Source organism: Pseudomonas sp. 02C 26 (genome assembly GCF_002843585.1).
GTDB classification, from domain to species: Bacteria; Pseudomonadota; Gammaproteobacteria; order Pseudomonadales; family Pseudomonadaceae; genus Aquipseudomonas; species Aquipseudomonas shirazensis.
This window is the reverse complement of the sequence record NZ_CP025262.1, coordinates 1,321,897-1,338,802: the sequence shown is the minus strand read 5'-3', so window position 1 is coordinate 1,338,802 and position 16,906 is coordinate 1,321,897. Positions and strand designations below refer to the sequence as shown.

The window sequence follows — 16,906 nt, the reverse complement described above, 5'->3', positions numbered from 1 at the left end:
AGGCACTGAAAAATATTTTTTTGAGCCTGGTCGACGGGTACCATTGGCCACTGCACTCCTGCTGCCGCCTACGGGTATTGCCATGCCTTTGACCAGCGAAACCCTGCCTGCAAGCCCGCATTTCGAGCTGAGCTGGGTGCGCGCGCAAGGCGGTGCCAGCTTCCCGCGGCATACCCATGACGAGTACGTGATCGGCGCCAATCTCAGTGGCCAGGAGCGGATTTGGCTCGATGGCCGCGAGCTGGAGGTGGCGCCAGGCCAGATCACCTTGTACAACCCGCTGGCCGTGCAGGGTTCGGAATTTGCCACGACAGGTGTGGAATACATCAGCCTGCACCTGGCGCCAGCGGCGATCACGCAACTGATCAGCGCCGACAATCTGCGCTCGACCGCTACTGCGCCACGTTTGCAGCAAGGCGTGCTGCAGCGGCCGCAGCTGTTTGCTGCGTTGCTGGAGCTGGCCCGGGCCAGTGACGAGCAACGCGAACAGGCCGAGCTGTTGTTGCTCGCGCAATTGCTGGAGCAACCCGCCAGCGCCGCCCATGAGCAGTCAGCGGCCGTCGCTACCAGCCAGGCATTCATGCGTGAGCATCTGCAGCAACGGCTGCCTCTCGAGCAGCTGGCGCAGGTCGCCGGCTTGAGCAAATATCACTTCGTACGCTGCTTCAAAAAGGCCACCGGCCTGGGCCCGTTGCAGTACCACATGCAACTGCGCCTGATCGAAGCGCGGCGCCGGTTACGTCTTGGCCAACACGCACAGGACGTGGCGCTGGACCTGGGTTTCTACGACCAGAGCCACTTCATCACAGCGTTTCGCCGGGTACATGGCGTGACGCCGCAACATTACGCGGCGGCAAGAATGAATTCGCGGTAGCCTGAAACGATCACATACACCGCGAAGTAGCAGAAAATCGCTGCCGACAGCAGGTAAGACCAGGTCAGCAAGCGGTCACCGAGCAAGCGCCCGCCGTGGCTGGCAATACCGCACAAGCTCACGCACCAGAGCAGACCGGCCGCGAAGAAACCGCCGAGAAACACAACCGCGTCGAGCAAGCTGCCAGCGCCTGAGCGGGAGATCAGCACACCGCCGACCGCAGCGAACCAGAGGATCGCGCTCGGCGACGACATCGCCAGAAACACCCCTCGCGCAAACTCGCGCCAACCCGACTCGAGCACCACCTCGGCGCGCGCATCCAGATGCCCGCCGCGCCAGGCGGCCAGCAGCATCTTCAGCGCAAACCAGATCAACAACGCCGAACCACCAAGCCACAGCACCCAGCGCACACTCTCGAACTGCAGCAGCACGGTCATCCCGGCCAATGCTGCGATGGCGTAGATCAGGTCACCTACGCAGGTGCCCAGGCCCAACCAGAATCCCTGAAGAAAGCCACGCTGCATGGCCAGGGTGATCATGGCGATATTGGCGATGCCGATGTCCAGACACAGCGACAGGCTCAGCAGAAATCCGTTGGAAAAAGGCATGGGTAATAGCTACGCGACAGATCAGGAGGCGCTGATTAAGCCACAGGCCAACGGCGCCGGTATTGGAAGAAATTGCCTGCTTCCCGGTTGCGCCGATCTTCACTTACCCGTTCAAGAGTACGCCAGCGCCGTCTGGGTATTCAGCCGCTCAAGACCTGCGCATAACGTTGACGATCAATATTCGCGCCACTGAGCACCACCGCAACGCGCTTGCCCTTCTGCCGCTCACGTTCCTGCAACAGCGCAGCCAAACCTGCAGCGCCAGCTCCCTCAGCAGTGTTGTGAGTGGTTTCGTGGTAAATGCGCATGGCCTCGGCGATCTCGTCATCGGTCACCCGCACGATCCGCGCGGCATGCTGATGGATCAGGGCAAAGGCATCCGGGTGCGGCATCCGACAGGCCATGCCATCGGCAAAGGTGTTGGCCGTGGCGGTGGTGACGATGCGGCCCTGCTCAAAGCTCTGCGCGTAGGCGTCGGCGGCAGTCGAGACCACGCCGACGATTTCGGTCTTGAGCCCAAGCAGGTTGCGCGCCTGAATCAACCCGCAGATGCCCGAGCCCATGCCGATCGGCACGTACACGCAGTCCAGCGCGGCGACCGCATCGAACAGCTCCAAGGCATAGGTCGCCACGCCGCGCACCAGCTCCGGGTGGAACGACGGCACCATCTGGTAGCCCAGCTCGTTGGCCAACCGCGCGGCTTCTTCGCGGGCCAGATCGAAGTCGGCACCATGCTCGATCAGCTCGGCGCCCAAGGCCCGCATGGCGGCGTTTTTCTCCCGCGAGTTGCCTTGCGGCACGACGATCACCAGCGGGATACCCGCCTGGCGCGCGGCCAACGCCATGCTCTGGCCGTGGTTGCCGCGTGTGGCCGTGACCAGCCCTTTCGGCGGCTGCCCGTGCGCCAACAACGAACGCACGTAGACCAGGCCACCGCGCACCTTGAACGCGCCGGTCGGAGCGTGATTTTCGTGTTTGACCCACACTTCGCAGCCGGCCCGCTCGGCCAGCAGCGGCCAGACATGCTGCGGCGTTGCGGGCAGGTGTTGGTGGACGAAATCAGCAGCTTCGCGCAGTGCGGCCAGGTCGAACATGACGATCTTCCTTCATCGTGTGAGTTGCCCTGATCCTAGGCGCGGGGCATTGTATGGGTAAATCGATATATTGCATGGGTGGCAATTTCATGTGGATCCCGACGCTGACTGCCAGCGATCAGCCGCGTTATCTGGCGCTGGTCGATGCCATTGCCGACGCCATCGAGCGCGGTGAGCTCAAGGTTGGCCAGCGCCTGCCGCCGCAGCGGCGCCTGGCCTGGGCGCTCGGGCTCAACCCAAGCACCACCCAGCAAGCCTACCGCGAAGCCGCTGCCCGTCATCTGGTCGCTGGCGCGGTGGGGCGTGGTACCTATGTGCTGGCGGGCAGCAAGGAGGCCACCCTGTTCCGCCTCAAGCGCCACGATGCAGAACAAGCGGTGATCGACCTGTCGACCAACGTGCCAGTGGTCGAACCCGACAACCGAGATCTGCAGGCCAGCCTGCACAGGCTGCTAGAACTCGAGCAGTCTGGCTTGCTCGAGCATTACCTGGGGCCTGAGCAACTGCTGGCGGGGCGCGTACACGGGGCACGCTGGCTGGCCGAACGCGGTTTGACTCTCGCGACCGACGAGCTGCTGCTGTGTGCCGGCGCGCAATACGCGCTGAACTGCGTGTTGCAGTCAGTGTGCGAGGACGGTGAAGCGGTGATGGTCGAGGCGCTGACGGCGCCTGGGATCAAGGCGGCGTGCCGGCAATTGCGTTTGCCAGTGCACGGCGTGGCGCTGGATGAGCACGGCCTGCGTCCGGATGAGCTGGACCGCGTCACGCGTGCCAGCGGCGCCCGCGTGCTGGTGATCACCCCGACCCTGCACAACCCGACCTCAACCTGCATGGACGCGGCACGCCGCCAGGCCATCGCCGAGGTGGTCAAACGCCATCAGCTGTTGGTGATCGAAGATGATGTGTACGGCGCACTGAGCGAGCAGCCACCGCTGTACCCCTTGCTTGAGGGGCGCGGGATTCTGGTAAGCAGCCTGTCGAAAACGGTTGCCGCCGGCTTGCGCGTGGGTTGGATCGTGGCCCAGCCGTCCCTGCTCGCGCAGATCGAGCCGCACAGCCAGGCGAGTCACTGGTCGGTCTCGCCGCTGGATCTGCATATCGCCTGCCAGTGGATCGCCGACGGTACTGCCGCCCGCCGCCTGGCCTGGAACCGCCAGGAGACCGCCGAGCGCTGGCGACTGGCCCGCAGTGTATTGGGCGCGGCGTTGCTCGACGACCGGCAGGCCTCACCGCACGTATGGGTAGCGGCACCGGCCGGCGCCGAGGCGCTGGCCGCTGATTGCCGCAGGCGCGGGGTCGAGGTCGTTCCCGGCAACGTTTTCGCGATTGGTGTGGATGAGGTCAAGGCCGTGCGGATCAGCCTGTCGGCAGCCACCAGCCGAGCACAGCTCAAACAAGGCCTGGAGGCCGTCCGTCAGGCACTGGCCGAGGCCTGATCAGCCCTGGCTGCAACCCTCACCCATCGCCCGGTACTGCAGAGTATGGACCTGGCCCTGATGGTCCTCGTAAGTCATGGTGGCAGGCACCACATCGCAGACATTGGGCAGGGTCGACAGGCTGATCACACGTTTGATGTCGAGGTTGGTGCCGTATTCATACTGCACCGCCACAGGTGGGCTGGACACCGGTTGAGCCTCTTTTGCGAAGGCGAACGAGGACACACCGAAGAGTGCAAGAATCAGTAGAGCTTTCATGAGAGTTGGCCTTTGAGGCGATCAAGCTGAGCGATTGACTTCAGTCCGCCGTCATTGGCGCGGAGAAGTTGTCATCGAGTGCACCGATGGCACGAAGTACCGGTCCCGCTTTGTCGTACTGCTGAGGGGATGAGACAATTTTACGCCTGTTACGCAATACTTGAACCCCACGGTAGGACATACAGCCTTGCGCAATGTGCAACAGTCTGCCCCCCCGGGCGCCCGCTACCGCTGAACTGGAACACACGATGACTGCCCTGACCTACGCGCCCCTCTGCGGACTGGAGCAACGCCTGCTTGATCACTTCTATCGCCAGCAAGGCTCGCGCATGCGCTCGGCAGCCGGCGGCGCGCTGTGGGTAGCGCGTGCGGGCGCAATCGTTGCGGGGATGAGCTTGAGCCCGGTCGGCCACGGTCAATGGCTGACCGGGCTGCTGGTCGACCCACAGTGGCGTGGGCGTAGCATCGCTGGGCAGTTGATCGAGGCCTCGCTGGCAACTGCATCGGGCCCCGTGTGGCTGTTCTGCCACCCGGAGCTACTGCCGTTCTATCAGCGATTGGGCTTTGGCCCCGCGCATGATCTGCCCGAGGCGCTGAGCATGCGTCTGGCGCGCTATCAGCGCAGCAAAAACCTGGTCGCGCTCGGCCGTGATCAGTCGTCGCCGATGTCCAGCCCAGGGAACAACACCTCGGTGTAGCCAAACCGGGAGAAGTCCTGGATCCGCGATGGATACAGGCGACCGATCAGATGATCACACTCATGCTGCACGACCCGCGCATGGAAGCCTTCAGCGACGCGCTCGATCAAGTTGCCCTCAGGGTCGATGCCGCTGTAGCTGATGCGCGTGAACCGCGGCACCACACCGCGCAAGCCCGGCACCGACAGACAGCCCTCCCAGCCCTCCTCGGTCTCACTCGATAGCGGTGTAATGACCGGGTTGAGCAGAATGGTCTGCGGCACTGCCTCGGCGTCCGGGTAGCGCTCGCTGTGCTCGAAGCCGAAGATCACCAGTTGCAGGTCGACACCGATCTGCGGCGCGGCCAGGCCAACGCCACCGACGTGGTGCATGGTCTCGAACATATCGGTGATCAACTGCTGTAGTTCGGCGCTGCCAAGCAGGTGTTCGGGAACAGGCGGGGCGATGCGCAGCAGGCGCTCATCGCCCATTTTCAGGATGTCACGGATCATCAGCGGTTCGGCTCTGGGCTCGGGGGTTCAGTCGCCACCGGACGCTCATGACCCAGCACAGACACGGTCTCCTTCGGCTTGTGGCCGTCAAAGTCCTTCTCGCCTGGGTCTTTACCCTCGGCGGACATGTGCTCGATCACCGCGTTCATCTCGGCGCCAAGCAAGAGTACGGCGGCTGAAATATAGAAGTACAGCAGCAGCACGATAATTGCCCCGATGCTGCCGTACATGGCGTTGTAGTCGGCGAAGGTCTTGACGTAATAACCAAAGCCCAGCGAGGCGATGATCCACACCACCACCGCCAGCACCGAGCCTGGGGTAATGAACTTGAATTTCTGTTTCACGTCCGGCATGACGTAGTAGATCAACGCCACCGCGACCATCATCAGCACGACGATTGCCGGCCAGCGCACGATCGTCCACAGAGTAACGATGAACTCCTGCATGCCCACCTGCGCCGCAATCCACTCCATTACCTGTGGGCCCAATACCATCAACGCCGCCGCTGCCAGGAGCATGCCGGCGATGCCGATGGTGTAGAAGATCGACAGCGGGATGCGCTTCCACACCGGGCGCCCTTCCGGAACGTCGTAAGCGGCGTTCATCGCACTCATCATCAAGCGCACACCGGCCGAGGCGGTCCACAGGGCAATCACGATACCCACCGAGAGCAGTCCACCCTTGGACTGCTGCAATTGGTCGATCACCGGATTGACCTGTTCCAGTGCCTGCGGTGGCAGCACCAGCTCGGACTGCAAGCGCAGCCAGGAGAAGAAGTCAGGCAGGTGCAGGAAACCGATCAGGGCAATCAGGAACAGCAGGAACGGGAACAGCGAAAACAGCATCTGGTAGGCCAGAGCCGACGCGTAGGTGGACATCTCGTCATCGAGAAACTCACTGACGGTGCGCACCAGCACACGGTGCAGGGGGAGGCCCTGCAAGGCGTTAAAAATCATAGCGTCTCCTTTCGCCGCTCGATCATCTTGGCTGCCGGCCGACGATGCGACAGGCCTTATGGTATGCATGCAAGTCTAATAGACCACGCCAGGCGCGTTGCTGTTCATTGCTCATCAAAGGCAATTGGGGCCGCTCTACGGCCCTTCGCGGGCAAGCCCGCTCCCACAGGTACAGTGCTGGAGTCAGACTGTGCGCGATCCTGTGGGAGCGGGCTTGCCCGCGAAGGGCTGCAGAGCAGCCCCAATATCAGCATTCAAACCTTAACTTAACCGGCATCGACCCTTGGGTAGCCGTTTTCCTAAGAATGAGCGCTTATGGCTTTTTAACGGCGTCTTTGACATCGCCGACTTTCTGCTGTGCTTCGCCTTTGACTTCCTGCGCCTTGCCTTCTGCACGCAGCTTGTCATTGTCGGTGACCTTGCCGACACCTTGCTTGATGTTACCTACCGCTTCGTTGGCCAAGCCTTTCGCTTTGTCTTTAGTGCCACTCATGGGGAAGTTCCTTTTAGGCAAAGACGCGAGATAACCGCGTCGACATACGAATCGACCGGTGGCCTTTGCCGAGAGTTTCATTTTTTTCTCGATCATTGCCTTGCGCGCAAAACCATCAGGCGCTGAAACATCGGCAAACAGCCGCCCATTGCAGGCAGCCGGGTAAAGCGACATCAGCGTGTGCAAGCCTTGCTCGCCCGCGCGCCACCCCGCACAATGTCAGGTCATCTCAAGCGTCAACCCGCAGGAACCTGCATGAAACTCGACAAACCCGCCGCCATCGCCCGGCGCAACCAAGCGCTGGCCCGGCCGGTGCTGACCAGCGACAACTGCCTGTTCGCCATCCTCGACCTCAAGCGCAACCTGTGGTGGTTCGACATCCCGATGCGGCTGCTGGTCAAAGGCCAGCCTGACTGGGTCAACCTGCTGCTGCACAGCCCGGAGTCAGACGAGCTGCAGCACTTGAAAGTGCCGATCAACTACCTGCGTGCGCACCAGGAGCAACTGGAAGTGCGCAACGCCGGCAAGCGCCGCTCGACCATCAGTCTGGCCCTCAGCGCTGACCGCGATTCGCTGCTGCGCGACACCCGGCCGGGCGGCGAGCAGCTGGACTTCCGCACCTTCGTCCAGGACTGATCAGACCCGCTCGATACGATCGTCAAGGATGACGATACGGCCGGCCTTGAACAACGCGCCAATGGCTTTCTTGAAGTTGCCCTTGCTGACGTTGAACAGGCCGCTGATCACCTGCGGATCACTCTTGTCACACACTGCCAGAGTGCCGCCAGCAGCTTCCAGCTTGGCCATGATCTGCTCTTGCAGGCTATCGGCCAGGGCCTGACCAACCGGCTGCAGGCTCAGGGCGATCTTGCCGTCCTGGCGCACTTCCTTGATAAAGCCCTTCTCGTGCATGCCCGAACGCAGGAACTTGAATATCTCGTTCTTGTGAATCAATCCCCAATGGCGGTTGTTGATGATCGCCTTGAAGCCGAGATCGGTTTCATCGGCCACCAGCAGCTCAACCGGCTGGCCTGCGGTGTACGCGGCCGGGGTCAGGTCGAGGTAGCGGTCCAGCCGCGCGGTGGCGGTGATGCGGCGGGTGCGTTTGTCCAGGTAGACGTGGACAACACAGTAATCGCCGATCTTCAGCGAGCGCTTCTCTTCCGAGTAGGGCATCAGCAAGTCTTTGCTCAGGCCCCAGTCGAGGAAGATACCAGCTCCATTGATATCTTTTACCTTCAGGCTGGCGAACTCGCCGACCTGCACCTTGGGCTTCTCGGTGGTGGCGATCAGCTGGTCTTCGCTGTCCAGGTAGATGAACACGTTGAGCCAGTCATCGAGCTCGGTGGGCGTATCCTTGGGGATGTAACGCCGCGGCAGGAGGATTTCGCCGTCGGCGCCGCCATCCAGGTACAGGCCGAATTCGACGTGCTTGACGATTTGCAAACTGTTGTAACGCCCAAGTAGAGCCATTTCCGATGTTCCTCAAGACAAGGCGGCTATTCTACACCTGAACCCGCCGCCTCGCCCGACCGCTGGTTCGACTGAACTGCAAACCCGCCGCTGCGTCTATTGCTGGCACGCTCTTGCAAGGATTCGCTCATGCCTGTCTGCCTGACCAACGCCCTGCGCTTTAGCCTTGTCGCCCTGCTCTGCGCCGCCACCCTGCTCGGCTGCAGCCGCATCGACCTTGCCTATCGCAACCTCGACACGCTGGTGCCGTGGTCGCTGGGCGATTATCTGGACATGAACCGCGAGCAGAAAAACTGGCTCGACCAGCGCTTGCAGGCGCATCTGGCGTGGCACTGCACCACACAGCTGCCCGGCTACCTCGACTGGCTCGACCGCATGCGTGCGATGGTTGCCGAGGATCAAGTCACCGATCAGGCCTTGCAGCAGCGCACAGCAGAGGCCCGCGAGGCGATTGCCCGGGTCACCGAAGCAATCACCCCGTCCGCCGTCGAGCTGCTGCGCGGCATGGATGATCAGCAGGTCGAAGAGATGCGCCAGGCATTCGCGGATGACATCCGCGAGCGCCAGCGCACCTACGTCGACACGCCGCTGGCCAAGCAAATCAGCAAACGCGCCGAACGTATGGAGAAACGCATCAAGCCCTGGCTCGGCGAGCTCAACGCCGCCCAGCGCCTGCGCGTGCAGAACTGGTCGCAAGCCTTGGGCGACCAGAACCGCCAGTGGATCGCCAACCGCGCGCACTGGCAGCAACAGTTGCTGCTGGCCATGCAGCAACGCGCCACGCCCAGCTTCGAACCGCGCGTCGCACAGCTGCTGCAGCACAAAGAAAGCCTGTGGACGCAGGACTATCGCAAGGCGTTCAACAACACCGAACTCCAGGCGCGCGGCCTGCTGGTCGACCTGATCAAGGACAGCACACCCGCTCAGCGTCAGTTTCTGCAAGAGCGCCTGAGCAAGGTGCGCACCAGCTTCAGTGAATTGAAATGCCTCAAGGGCTGACCGTCATTCGCGCGGCTGACGTCGATAAGGGAACACATCGATGACCTTGCCGCCGGCAATGGCCGCCTGCAGCCCTTTCCAGTAATCGGCGTCGTATAGCTCCCCGTGCAGCTTGCTGAACAGGCGGCGCTGGCCGATATCGGCGAACAGAAACGGTGGGAATTCTTCCGGGAACACATCATGGATGCCGATCGAATACCACGGCTCGCCTGACATCTCGTCTTCGGGATAGCGCGGCGGCGGGATATGGCGAAAGTTGACCTCATCGAGAAAGCAGATTTCGTCGTAATCGTAAAACACCACCCGCCCATGGCGGGTTACGCCGAAGTTCTTCAGCAGCATGTCACCGGGGAAGATATTGGCCGCCGCCAGCTGCTTGATCGCCAGGCCGTAATCTTCCAACGCCTCCAGCACCTGGGCGTCGCTGGCCTGTTCCAGATACAGATTCAGCGGTGTCATCCGCCGTTCGGTCCAGCAGTGGCGGATCAGCACCGTGTCGCCCTCCAGCACCACGGTGGACGGGGCCACTTCCAGCAACTCGGCAAGGCACGCGGCCTCGAACTTTTCCCGCGGGAAGCGAAAGTCGGCGAACTCCTGGGTGTCGGCCATGCGCCCGACCCGATCGACGCTTTTTACCAGGCGGTATTTGTCGATCACGGTAGCGCGGTCGACTGTTTTTGACGGTGCGAAACGGTCCTTGATGATCTTGAACACCGTACTGAAGCCCGGCAGGGTAAACACGCTCATGACCATGCCGCGCACACCCGGCGCCATGACGAAGCGGTCGTCGCTGCTGGCCAGATGATTGATCAGCGCCCGATAGAACTCCGACTTGCCATGCTTGTAGAAGCCAATCGAGGTATACAGCTCGGCCACATGTTTGCCGGGCAGAATACGTTTGAGAAAGCTGACGAACTCCGCCGGCGCCGGCACATCGACCATGAAATAGGAGCGGGTGAAAGAGAAAATGATCGACACCTCGGCTTCGTCGGTGATCACCGCGTCCGCCTCGAGGCCATGACCTTCGCGGTGCAGCAGTGGGATCACCAGTGGCCACTGCTCATCCCGGGTATACAAACGGCCTACCAGATACGCACCTTTGTTGCGGTACAGCACTGGCGCAAACAGCTCCAGTGCCAGGCTCGGGTCCTTGCACACCCAGTCGGGCAAGCTGCGGCGCAGTTGCTGTTCAAGGCGGCTGACGTCGCTGGGCAAGTCCGCATAGTCGACACTGAACGGGTACTCGGCAAACACCCGGTGCAACAACCCGCTCAAGCTACCGTCGGCCTGATAAATGCGCGTCTGTGCAGCGCGCTGATGGTCGCGCAGGGCCGGCCGGGTGGTGTGGATAAACATGCAGCTGTCGCTGATCAGGTCATGGCTGAACAGGCTGCAAAACAGCGAGTTGTACCAGGTCTCGGCTAGCTCATCGTCCAGCCGCAGGTCAATCAGCCCAACGTAGGCGCTTTTGACCAACGGCCATTGTGCGACATCGAGCAATAGCGCCTCGGCAAATCCCTTGTGCAGCCAGCCGTTGACCTCGACGACCTTCTCCTCATACAAGCTGATCCGCGCTGCTGCAGCCCGCTGGCTGTCGTGCCAGTCAGCGTGCTCGAATCGCTCGCGCGCACCCAGGGTTATCTGCCGGAAGTGCTCGCGGTAGTTATCGAAGCCATCGAGTACCCTGCGGGCGATTTCGCTGGCGGGCCAGTGCTGGGACATACCGATGCCTCTGCAGGGTTCAAGCGCTCAGCTTAGTAGCGCAGCAAGAAAGGACAAGAACCTGTCCAGCGCACTCACGTACACTCCCACCCTGCCCTGATTCTGGAGACCCCGTGAGCCCCATCGCCCTCGCCCGCCTGCTGACCCTTGCCGCTGTCTGGGGGGCCAGTTTCCTGTTCATGCGCATCATCGCCCCGGAGCTCGGTACGGTACCGACGGCGTTTTTCCGGGTCTCGATCGCGTGCCTGGGCTTGATCGCGATCCTGGCCGTGGCGCGTGTGCCATGGCAGTTCAACGGCAAGCTCGGCGCCTGCCTGCTGCTGGGCATGATCAACTCGGGCATCCCGGCGACGTTCTACTCGGTGGCCGCGCAGGTGCTGCCTGCGGGTTACTCGGCGATCTTCAACGCCACCACGCCGCTGATGGGCGTGCTGATCGGCGCATTGTTCTTCCACGAGCCAATGACGGTCAGCAAGCTGGCGGGGATTTTTCTTGGCCTGCTCGGCGTCGGCATCCTCAGTGGCGCCGGCCCGGTGGCACTGGACCTGGCCCTGGTGCAAGGCGCGCTGGCGTGCCTGGCCGCGACCACCTGCTACGGCTTTGCCGGCTACCTCGCGCGGCGCTGGATCAGCGGCCTCGACAGCCGCCTGTCGGCCCTGGGCAGCATGCTCGGCGCAACCTTGCTGTTGAGCCCACTGTTCGCCTGGAGCGCCCTCAGCCAGCCACCTGCCAGTTGGGGCGGCTGGCAGGTGTGGTTGTCGTTGCTCGGGCTGGGCCTGCTATGCACGGCTTTTGCCTACATCCTGTACTTCCGCCTGCTGGCCGAGATCGGCCCGGTCAAGGCCAGTACCGTGACCTTCCTGATCCCGGTCTTCGGCGTGCTGTGGGGCGCCTGGTTGCTGGATGAGTCGCTGTCGATGGGCCACCTGTACGGCGGGCTGCTGATCGGCGTCGCGCTGTGGCTGGTACTCAGGCCTGCACCGCGCGCGCTGGCGCAGGCGCGCTCATGAGCACGGAGCACTCGCCGGTGTTCAAAAAGATCCTGTTCCGCCTGGAGCAGGATGCGCAAGGCTACCCTCCGGCTTCTGTGGAAGGGCTGTGGGCGCAGCAGACAGAGGCTGGCTACCTGATCGACAGCATCCCGTTCTACGCCTACGGCATCGCCCCCGGCGACCTGATCAGCGTCAGCGAAGCCGATGGCGAGGTGTGGTTTGCGGCGTTGAGCAACAGTGGCGGCGCCAGCGTGTTTCGCGTGCTGGTCAAGTTAGCTGGGGCGTTGGAGCCGGTGCGCGCAGCGCTGAGCGAGTTCGGTTGCCCCAGCGAAGTGGAGCAGGCGGTGAAGATGCTGGCCGTGCAGGTGCCGCCGACGCAGTCGCTCGACACCTTGCTCTATTACTTGCTGACCCAGCGCGAAGCTGGAACGCTGGAGTTCGAGGAAGGCGTGTTGCGCCACGCCATCCCCGCAGAGTTTCGCTGAGTCAGAACAACCAGCGATACAGCAGGTAAGCCACCAGTACGGCCAGGATCGGCCGCAGAATGCGGTAGGCCTTCGGGTTGGCGCGCTTGAACTGTTTGACCCGGGTGCTGAGCTTGTTGCTGAAGCGCTTGCTCCAGGCATAGGCCTGGTTGATCCCGCCGACGCGCTCGTCATCGGTGTTCTGCGGTGCAGTAGCACGGCCGAGGAAGGCACTGACCTTACGGTTGATGCGGGTCATCAGCGGGCTGGTCAGCGGCCGCTCGATGTCACAGAACAGGATCACCCGAGTGACGTCGGTCTCGTTCTTGACCCAGTGCACAAAGGTCTCGTCGAACATCACGTCTTCCCCGTCACGCCAGGCATACGGCTCGCCGTCGACGTAGATGCGGCAGTTGTCGGAGTTGGGTGTGGACAGCCCGAGGTGATAGCGCAACGAACCGGCGAACGGGTCGCGGTGTGGGTTCAGGTGGCTACCACCTGGCAGCAGGGCAAACATCGCGCCCTTGACGCTGGGGATGCTGCTGACCAGCTCGACGGTCTTCGGGCACAGCGCCTCGGCCGACGGCAGCGGTTTGTCGTACCACTTCAGGTAGAAGCGCTTCCAGCCCTTCTTGAAGAATGAGCCAAAGCCTGCGTCGTTGTCTTTTTCGGCGGCGCGGATGTAGCCCTCGTCGAACAGGCGCATGGCCTCTTCACGGATCACCGGCCAGTTGTCCTTGAGCACATCCAGCTCAGGGAAGCGCTGGCGATCCAGGTATGGCTTGGACGGCACGCCGGAGAACAGGTACATCAGGCTGTTGTAGGGGGCGAACAGCGCCGAATGGTTGACGAACTGGCGCAGCACGGGCAAGCGCGCCTTGCCGCGCAAATGGACGTACAGCACGCTGCCGAAGAACACCAGCAGGACACCCGCCTTGGCGACAAAGGAAAAGCTCATGCAACACTCCTTGGAGTAGGAAATCAGGCCATCACTTGCAGATAGCCGAACATCATAAACCCATCCGCCCGCAGTAAAAACAGGTTGCGCCGGATAGCAATGTTGAAGATTTTGTAATAAAGGCTTTCGCGGGGTATTGCGCGGGGTCAGGCAATTGCGCGGTACACGCCCTGCCCCGGGAATCCAAGGCGGCTCTCGGTTTGCTCAAGGGCCGCCATGACACCTGATATTACTGCTGGTTTTCCTGCTCGGTAAACAGGTCAGAGAAAAGCATGCTCGACAGATAGCGCTCGCCCGAGTCGGGCAGGATCACCACAATGGTCTTGCCGGTCATCTCTGGCTTTTCGGCCAGGCGCACGGCCGCAGCCATCGCTGCACCACAGGAGATACCGCAGAGAATGCCCTCCTCCTGCATCAGGCGCAGGGCCATGGCCTTGGCTTCGTCATCGCTGACCGTCTCGACCTGGTCGACAATCGACAGATCAAGGTTCTTCGGGATGAACCCGGCGCCAATGCCCTGAATCTTGTGCGGGCTGGGCTTGAGCTCCTGGCCGGCCAGCGCCTGGGTGATCAGGGGCGAGGCCACCGGCTCGACCGCAACTGACAGGATCGGCTTGCCCTGGGTGTGCTTGATGTAACGGGAAATACCGGTGATGGTGCCGCCCGTGCCGACGCCTGCAACCAGCACGTCAACCGCGCCGTCGGTGTCGTTCCAGATTTCCGGGCCGGTGGTTTTTTCATGGATAGCCGGGTTGGCCGGGTTGTCGAACTGGCCAGGCTGGAAATACATCTGCGGGTCCGAAGCAACGATTTCGTTGGCTTTGTCGATGGCGCCTTTCATGCCCAGCGCAGGCTCGGTCAGCACCAGCTCGGCGCCCAGCGCCTTGAGCACCTTGCGCCGCTCCAGGCTCATCGAAGCGGGCATGGTCAGTAGCAGTTTGTAGCCACGGGCGGCGGCAACGAAGGCCAGGCCGATACCGGTATTGCCCGAAGTCGCCTCGACCAAGGTCATGCCCGGTTTGAGTTTGCCACTGCCTTCGGCGTCCCAGACCATGTTCGCGCCGATCCGGCATTTGACCGAGTAGCCGGGGTTACGCCCCTCGATCTTGGCCAGGATGGTCACCCCGCGCGGGGCGATGCGGTTGATCTGCACCAGCGGCGTGTTGCCGATGGAATGGGCGTTGTCTGCGTAGATACGGCTCATTGGCAGGGTCCTTAACCGAGCGGGGAAAGCCTCAAGGGTAAGCCTGCCCGCCAGCAGCGTAAAGCCCGGTCGAACTCCCCGGCGATGCCTGCGGTCAACCGCTCAACCTGCTTTGGAGAGCCCTCATGACAGCCCGCTATCGCCGGCCACTGGTCGCCCTGGTCAGCCTGCTTGTGATACTGCTTGCCGTGCACCTGGCCCTGCCCTACCTGATGCGGGACTACTTGAACGAAAAACTGGCCGACATGGGTGATTACCGCGGCCAGGTCAGCGACGTCGACCTGGCGTGGTGGCGCGGCGCCTACCAGATCAACGGCCTTAAGATCGTCAAGACCACTGGCAAGGTACCGGTGCCGTTTGTCGATGCGCCGAAAGTCGACTTTTCGGTGAGCTGGCATTCGCTGTGGTACGACCACGCAGTGGTGGCCGAGGTGACCTTCCTGCGCCCGGAGCTTAACTTCGTCGACGGTGGCAACAAGCAGAACTCGCAGACCGGTCAAGGCACCGACTGGCGCCAGCAGCTGGAAAAACTGCTGCCGATCACCCTCAACGAAGTGCGCATCGATGACGGTACGCTGACCTTCCGCAACTTCAACTCCAAGCCGCCGGTAACGCTCAAGGCCACGCAGTTGCAGGCGAGCATCCGCAACCTGACCAATGTGCGCGATGCCGAGGGCCGCCGCGACGCCAGCTTCGAAGGCACCGCGCGCCTGCTCGGCGATGCCAAGGTGGAGAGCAAGGCGACCTTTGACCCGTTCAGCGACTTCGATGATTTCGAGTTCCGCCTGCGCGCCACTGGCATTGAACTGCGCAAGATGAATGACTTTGCCAGTGCCTATGGCAAGTTCGACTTCAATGCCGGCAACGGCGACGTGGTGATCGAGGCTCAGGCCGAAAAAGGCCGACTCAAGGGCTACATCAAACCGCTGCTGCGCAATGTGGAAGTATTCAACTGGCAGCAAGACGTCGAGAACAAAGACAAAAGCTTTTTCCGTTCGATCTGGGAAGCGGTGGTCGGCACTACCGAAACCGTGCTGAAAAACCAGCCGGAAAACCAGTTCGCCACCCGCGTCGAGCTCAGCGGCAGTGTGCATCAGCAGAACATCAATGGCTTCGAGGCGTTTCTGCAGATCCTGCGCAATGGCTTCATCCAGGCGTTCAGTGCGCGCTATGAAAGGCCCGCGCCTGACACTGAATGAAAGGCGGCGCGACGCACCATTCAGAGACTGAATACCCGGTCTGCGTTTGCAGCTGCCCAGGTGCGGCGTATAGTCCAGTACACATTTAGATAGCCTTGCCTGGGCCGGCCCAGACACTTGCAGAGGATTGGTTGATGAAGTTCGAAGGCACCCGCGACTACGTCGCCACCGATGATCTGAAACTGGCGGTCAATGCGGCAGTTACCCTCGAACGCCCGCTACTGATCAAAGGCGAGCCCGGCACCGGCAAGACCATGCTCGCCGAGCAACTGGCGGCATCGTTTGGCGCGAAGCTGATCACCTGGCACATCAAATCCACCACCAAAGCCCATCAAGGCCTCTACGAGTACGATGCGGTCAGCCGCCTGCGCGACTCGCAGCTGGGTGTGGACAAGGTCCACGATGTGCGCAACTACCTTAAAAAGGGCAAGTTGTGGGAAGCCTTCGAGGCTGAAGAGCGGGTCATTCTGCTGATCGACGAGATCGACAAGGCCGACATCGAGTTTCCCAATGACCTGCTGCAAGAACTCGACAAGATGGAATTCTACGTCTACGAAATCGACGAGACCATCAAGGCCAAGCAGCGCCCGATCATCATCATTACCTCCAACAACGAAAAAGAGCTGCCGGATGCGTTTCTGCGCCGCTGCTTCTTCCACTACATCGCCTTCCCTGATCGCGACACCCTGCAGAAGATCGTCGATGTGCACTACCCGAACATCAAGCAGTCACTGGTCAGCGAGGCGCTGGATGTGTTCTTCGATGTGCGCAAGGTGCCGGGCCTGAAGAAAAAACCCTCGACCTCCGAGCTGGTCGATTGGCTCAAGCTGCTGATGGCCGACAACATCGGCGAAGCGGTCCTGCGCGAGCGTGATCCGACCAAGGCCATCCCGCCGCTGGCCGGCGCCTTGGTCAAGAACGAGCAGGACGTGCAGTTGCTCGAGCGCCTGGCGTTCATGAGCCGGCGCGGTAATCGCTGACAGGAGC

19 protein-coding genes are annotated in these 16,906 nt (G+C 62.0%); 9 read left to right on the top strand and 10 right to left on the bottom strand.

The features are described 5' to 3' along the window. The first annotated feature begins 82 nt into the window (after positions 1-82). On the top strand, positions 83-874 hold the full coding sequence (locus CXQ80_RS06195) for an AraC family transcriptional regulator (RefSeq protein ID WP_101322963.1): 792 nt from the start codon (positions 83-85) through the stop codon (positions 872-874). Here the strand turns inward: CXQ80_RS06195 and CXQ80_RS06190 are convergent. Both CXQ80_RS06190 and CXQ80_RS06185 read right to left on the bottom strand, forming a co-directional pair. Continuing rightward, the gene (locus tag CXQ80_RS06190) at positions 844-1,482 is read right to left on the bottom strand and encodes a LysE family translocator (RefSeq protein ID WP_101317546.1); all 639 of its coding nucleotides are present in this window, start codon (positions 1,480-1,482) and stop codon (positions 844-846) included. The two genes, CXQ80_RS06195 and CXQ80_RS06190, sit on opposite strands and share 31 nt — an antisense overlap. A 140-nt stretch (positions 1,483-1,622) precedes the next feature. Beyond that, the gene (locus CXQ80_RS06185) at positions 1,623-2,576 is read right to left on the bottom strand and encodes a threonine dehydratase (RefSeq protein WP_101317544.1); all 954 of its coding nucleotides are present in this window, start codon (positions 2,574-2,576) and stop codon (positions 1,623-1,625) included. Positions 2,577-2,650: 74 nt separating this feature from the next. On the opposite strand from CXQ80_RS06185, the gene CXQ80_RS06180 reads away from it, so the two are divergent. Beyond that, positions 2,651-4,012: a PLP-dependent aminotransferase family protein gene (locus CXQ80_RS06180; protein ID WP_224786464.1), complete on the top strand. Its 1,362-nt coding sequence runs from the start codon at positions 2,651-2,653 to the stop codon at positions 4,010-4,012. Here the strand turns inward: CXQ80_RS06180 and CXQ80_RS06175 are convergent, their stop codons facing one another. Beyond that, complete coding sequence (locus tag CXQ80_RS06175) at positions 4,013-4,270, bottom strand: DUF2790 domain-containing protein (protein ID WP_101317542.1); 258 nt, start codon at positions 4,268-4,270, stop codon at positions 4,013-4,015. A 329-nt stretch (positions 4,271-4,599) separates the two neighbouring features. Here CXQ80_RS06175 and CXQ80_RS06170 point away from each other — a divergent pair, with 329 nt between their 5' ends. Continuing rightward, complete coding sequence (locus CXQ80_RS06170; RefSeq protein ID WP_101322961.1) at positions 4,600-4,968, top strand: GNAT family N-acetyltransferase; 369 nt, start codon at positions 4,600-4,602, stop codon at positions 4,966-4,968. Here the strand turns inward: CXQ80_RS06170 and def are convergent. The 3 genes from def to CXQ80_RS06155 all read right to left on the bottom strand — a co-directional run bounded on the left by def (position 4,923) and on the right by CXQ80_RS06155 (position 6,908). Continuing rightward, complete coding sequence (gene def / locus CXQ80_RS06165) at positions 4,923-5,459, bottom strand: peptide deformylase (RefSeq protein WP_101317540.1); 537 nt, start codon at positions 5,457-5,459, stop codon at positions 4,923-4,925. The two genes, CXQ80_RS06170 and def, sit on opposite strands and share 46 nt — an antisense overlap. Beyond that, on the bottom strand, positions 5,459-6,415 hold the full coding sequence (locus tag CXQ80_RS06160) for a YihY/virulence factor BrkB family protein (RefSeq protein ID WP_101317538.1): 957 nt from the start codon (positions 6,413-6,415) through the stop codon (positions 5,459-5,461). The genes def and CXQ80_RS06160 overlap by 1 nt, the downstream gene beginning before the upstream one ends. A 313-nt stretch (positions 6,416-6,728) precedes the next feature. Next, positions 6,729-6,908 (bottom strand): CsbD family protein, encoded by a 180-nt coding sequence (locus tag CXQ80_RS06155; RefSeq protein ID WP_101317536.1) that lies wholly within the window; start codon positions 6,906-6,908, stop codon positions 6,729-6,731. Positions 6,909-7,163: 255 nt separating this feature from the next. Between CXQ80_RS06155 and CXQ80_RS06150 the strand changes: the two genes are divergently transcribed. Further along, positions 7,164-7,544, top strand: coding sequence for a hypothetical protein (locus CXQ80_RS06150; RefSeq protein ID WP_101317534.1), 381 nt, complete (start codon positions 7,164-7,166; stop codon positions 7,542-7,544). Here CXQ80_RS06150 and CXQ80_RS06145 read toward each other — a convergent pair whose 3' ends face one another. Then, positions 7,545-8,381: a S1 RNA-binding domain-containing protein gene (locus tag CXQ80_RS06145; RefSeq protein ID WP_101317532.1), complete on the bottom strand. Its 837-nt coding sequence runs from the start codon at positions 8,379-8,381 to the stop codon at positions 7,545-7,547. It abuts the gene before it with no gap. A gap of 129 nt (positions 8,382-8,510) precedes the next feature. On the opposite strand from CXQ80_RS06145, the gene CXQ80_RS06140 reads away from it, so the two are divergent. Further along, positions 8,511-9,380: a DUF6279 family lipoprotein gene (locus CXQ80_RS06140; RefSeq protein ID WP_101317530.1), complete on the top strand. Its 870-nt coding sequence runs from the start codon at positions 8,511-8,513 to the stop codon at positions 9,378-9,380. 3 nt (positions 9,381-9,383) lie between these two features. Here the strand turns inward: CXQ80_RS06140 and aceK are convergent, their stop codons facing one another. Continuing rightward, on the bottom strand, positions 9,384-11,102 hold the full coding sequence (aceK, locus tag CXQ80_RS06135) for a bifunctional isocitrate dehydrogenase kinase/phosphatase (RefSeq protein WP_101317528.1): 1,719 nt from the start codon (positions 11,100-11,102) through the stop codon (positions 9,384-9,386). A 113-nt stretch (positions 11,103-11,215) separates the two neighbouring features. Between aceK and CXQ80_RS06130 the strand changes: the two genes are divergently transcribed. Next, complete coding sequence (locus tag CXQ80_RS06130) at positions 11,216-12,112, top strand: DMT family transporter (RefSeq protein ID WP_101317525.1); 897 nt, start codon at positions 11,216-11,218, stop codon at positions 12,110-12,112. Further along, the gene (locus CXQ80_RS06125) at positions 12,109-12,579 is read left to right on the top strand and encodes a DUF4265 domain-containing protein (RefSeq protein ID WP_101317523.1); all 471 of its coding nucleotides are present in this window, start codon (positions 12,109-12,111) and stop codon (positions 12,577-12,579) included. The genes CXQ80_RS06130 and CXQ80_RS06125 overlap by 4 nt, the downstream gene beginning before the upstream one ends. A 1-nt stretch (position 12,580) precedes the next feature. On the opposite strand, the gene CXQ80_RS06120 is transcribed toward CXQ80_RS06125, so the two are convergent. Then, positions 12,581-13,516: an aspartyl/asparaginyl beta-hydroxylase domain-containing protein gene (locus CXQ80_RS06120; RefSeq protein ID WP_101317521.1), complete on the bottom strand. Its 936-nt coding sequence runs from the start codon at positions 13,514-13,516 to the stop codon at positions 12,581-12,583. A gap of 229 nt (positions 13,517-13,745) precedes the next feature. Then, positions 13,746-14,720 (bottom strand): cysteine synthase A, encoded by a 975-nt coding sequence (gene cysK / locus CXQ80_RS06115; protein WP_101317519.1) that lies wholly within the window; start codon positions 14,718-14,720, stop codon positions 13,746-13,748. A 125-nt stretch (positions 14,721-14,845) separates the two neighbouring features. Here cysK and CXQ80_RS06110 point away from each other — a divergent pair, with 125 nt between their 5' ends. Together CXQ80_RS06110 and CXQ80_RS06105 are read left to right on the top strand one after the other, a co-directional pair. After that, on the top strand, positions 14,846-15,919 hold the full coding sequence (locus tag CXQ80_RS06110) for a DUF748 domain-containing protein (protein WP_101317517.1): 1,074 nt from the start codon (positions 14,846-14,848) through the stop codon (positions 15,917-15,919). Between the two features lie 134 nt (positions 15,920-16,053). Further along, positions 16,054-16,899: a MoxR family ATPase gene (locus CXQ80_RS06105; protein WP_101317515.1), complete on the top strand. Its 846-nt coding sequence runs from the start codon at positions 16,054-16,056 to the stop codon at positions 16,897-16,899. Positions 16,900-16,906: the final 7 nt, after the last annotated feature.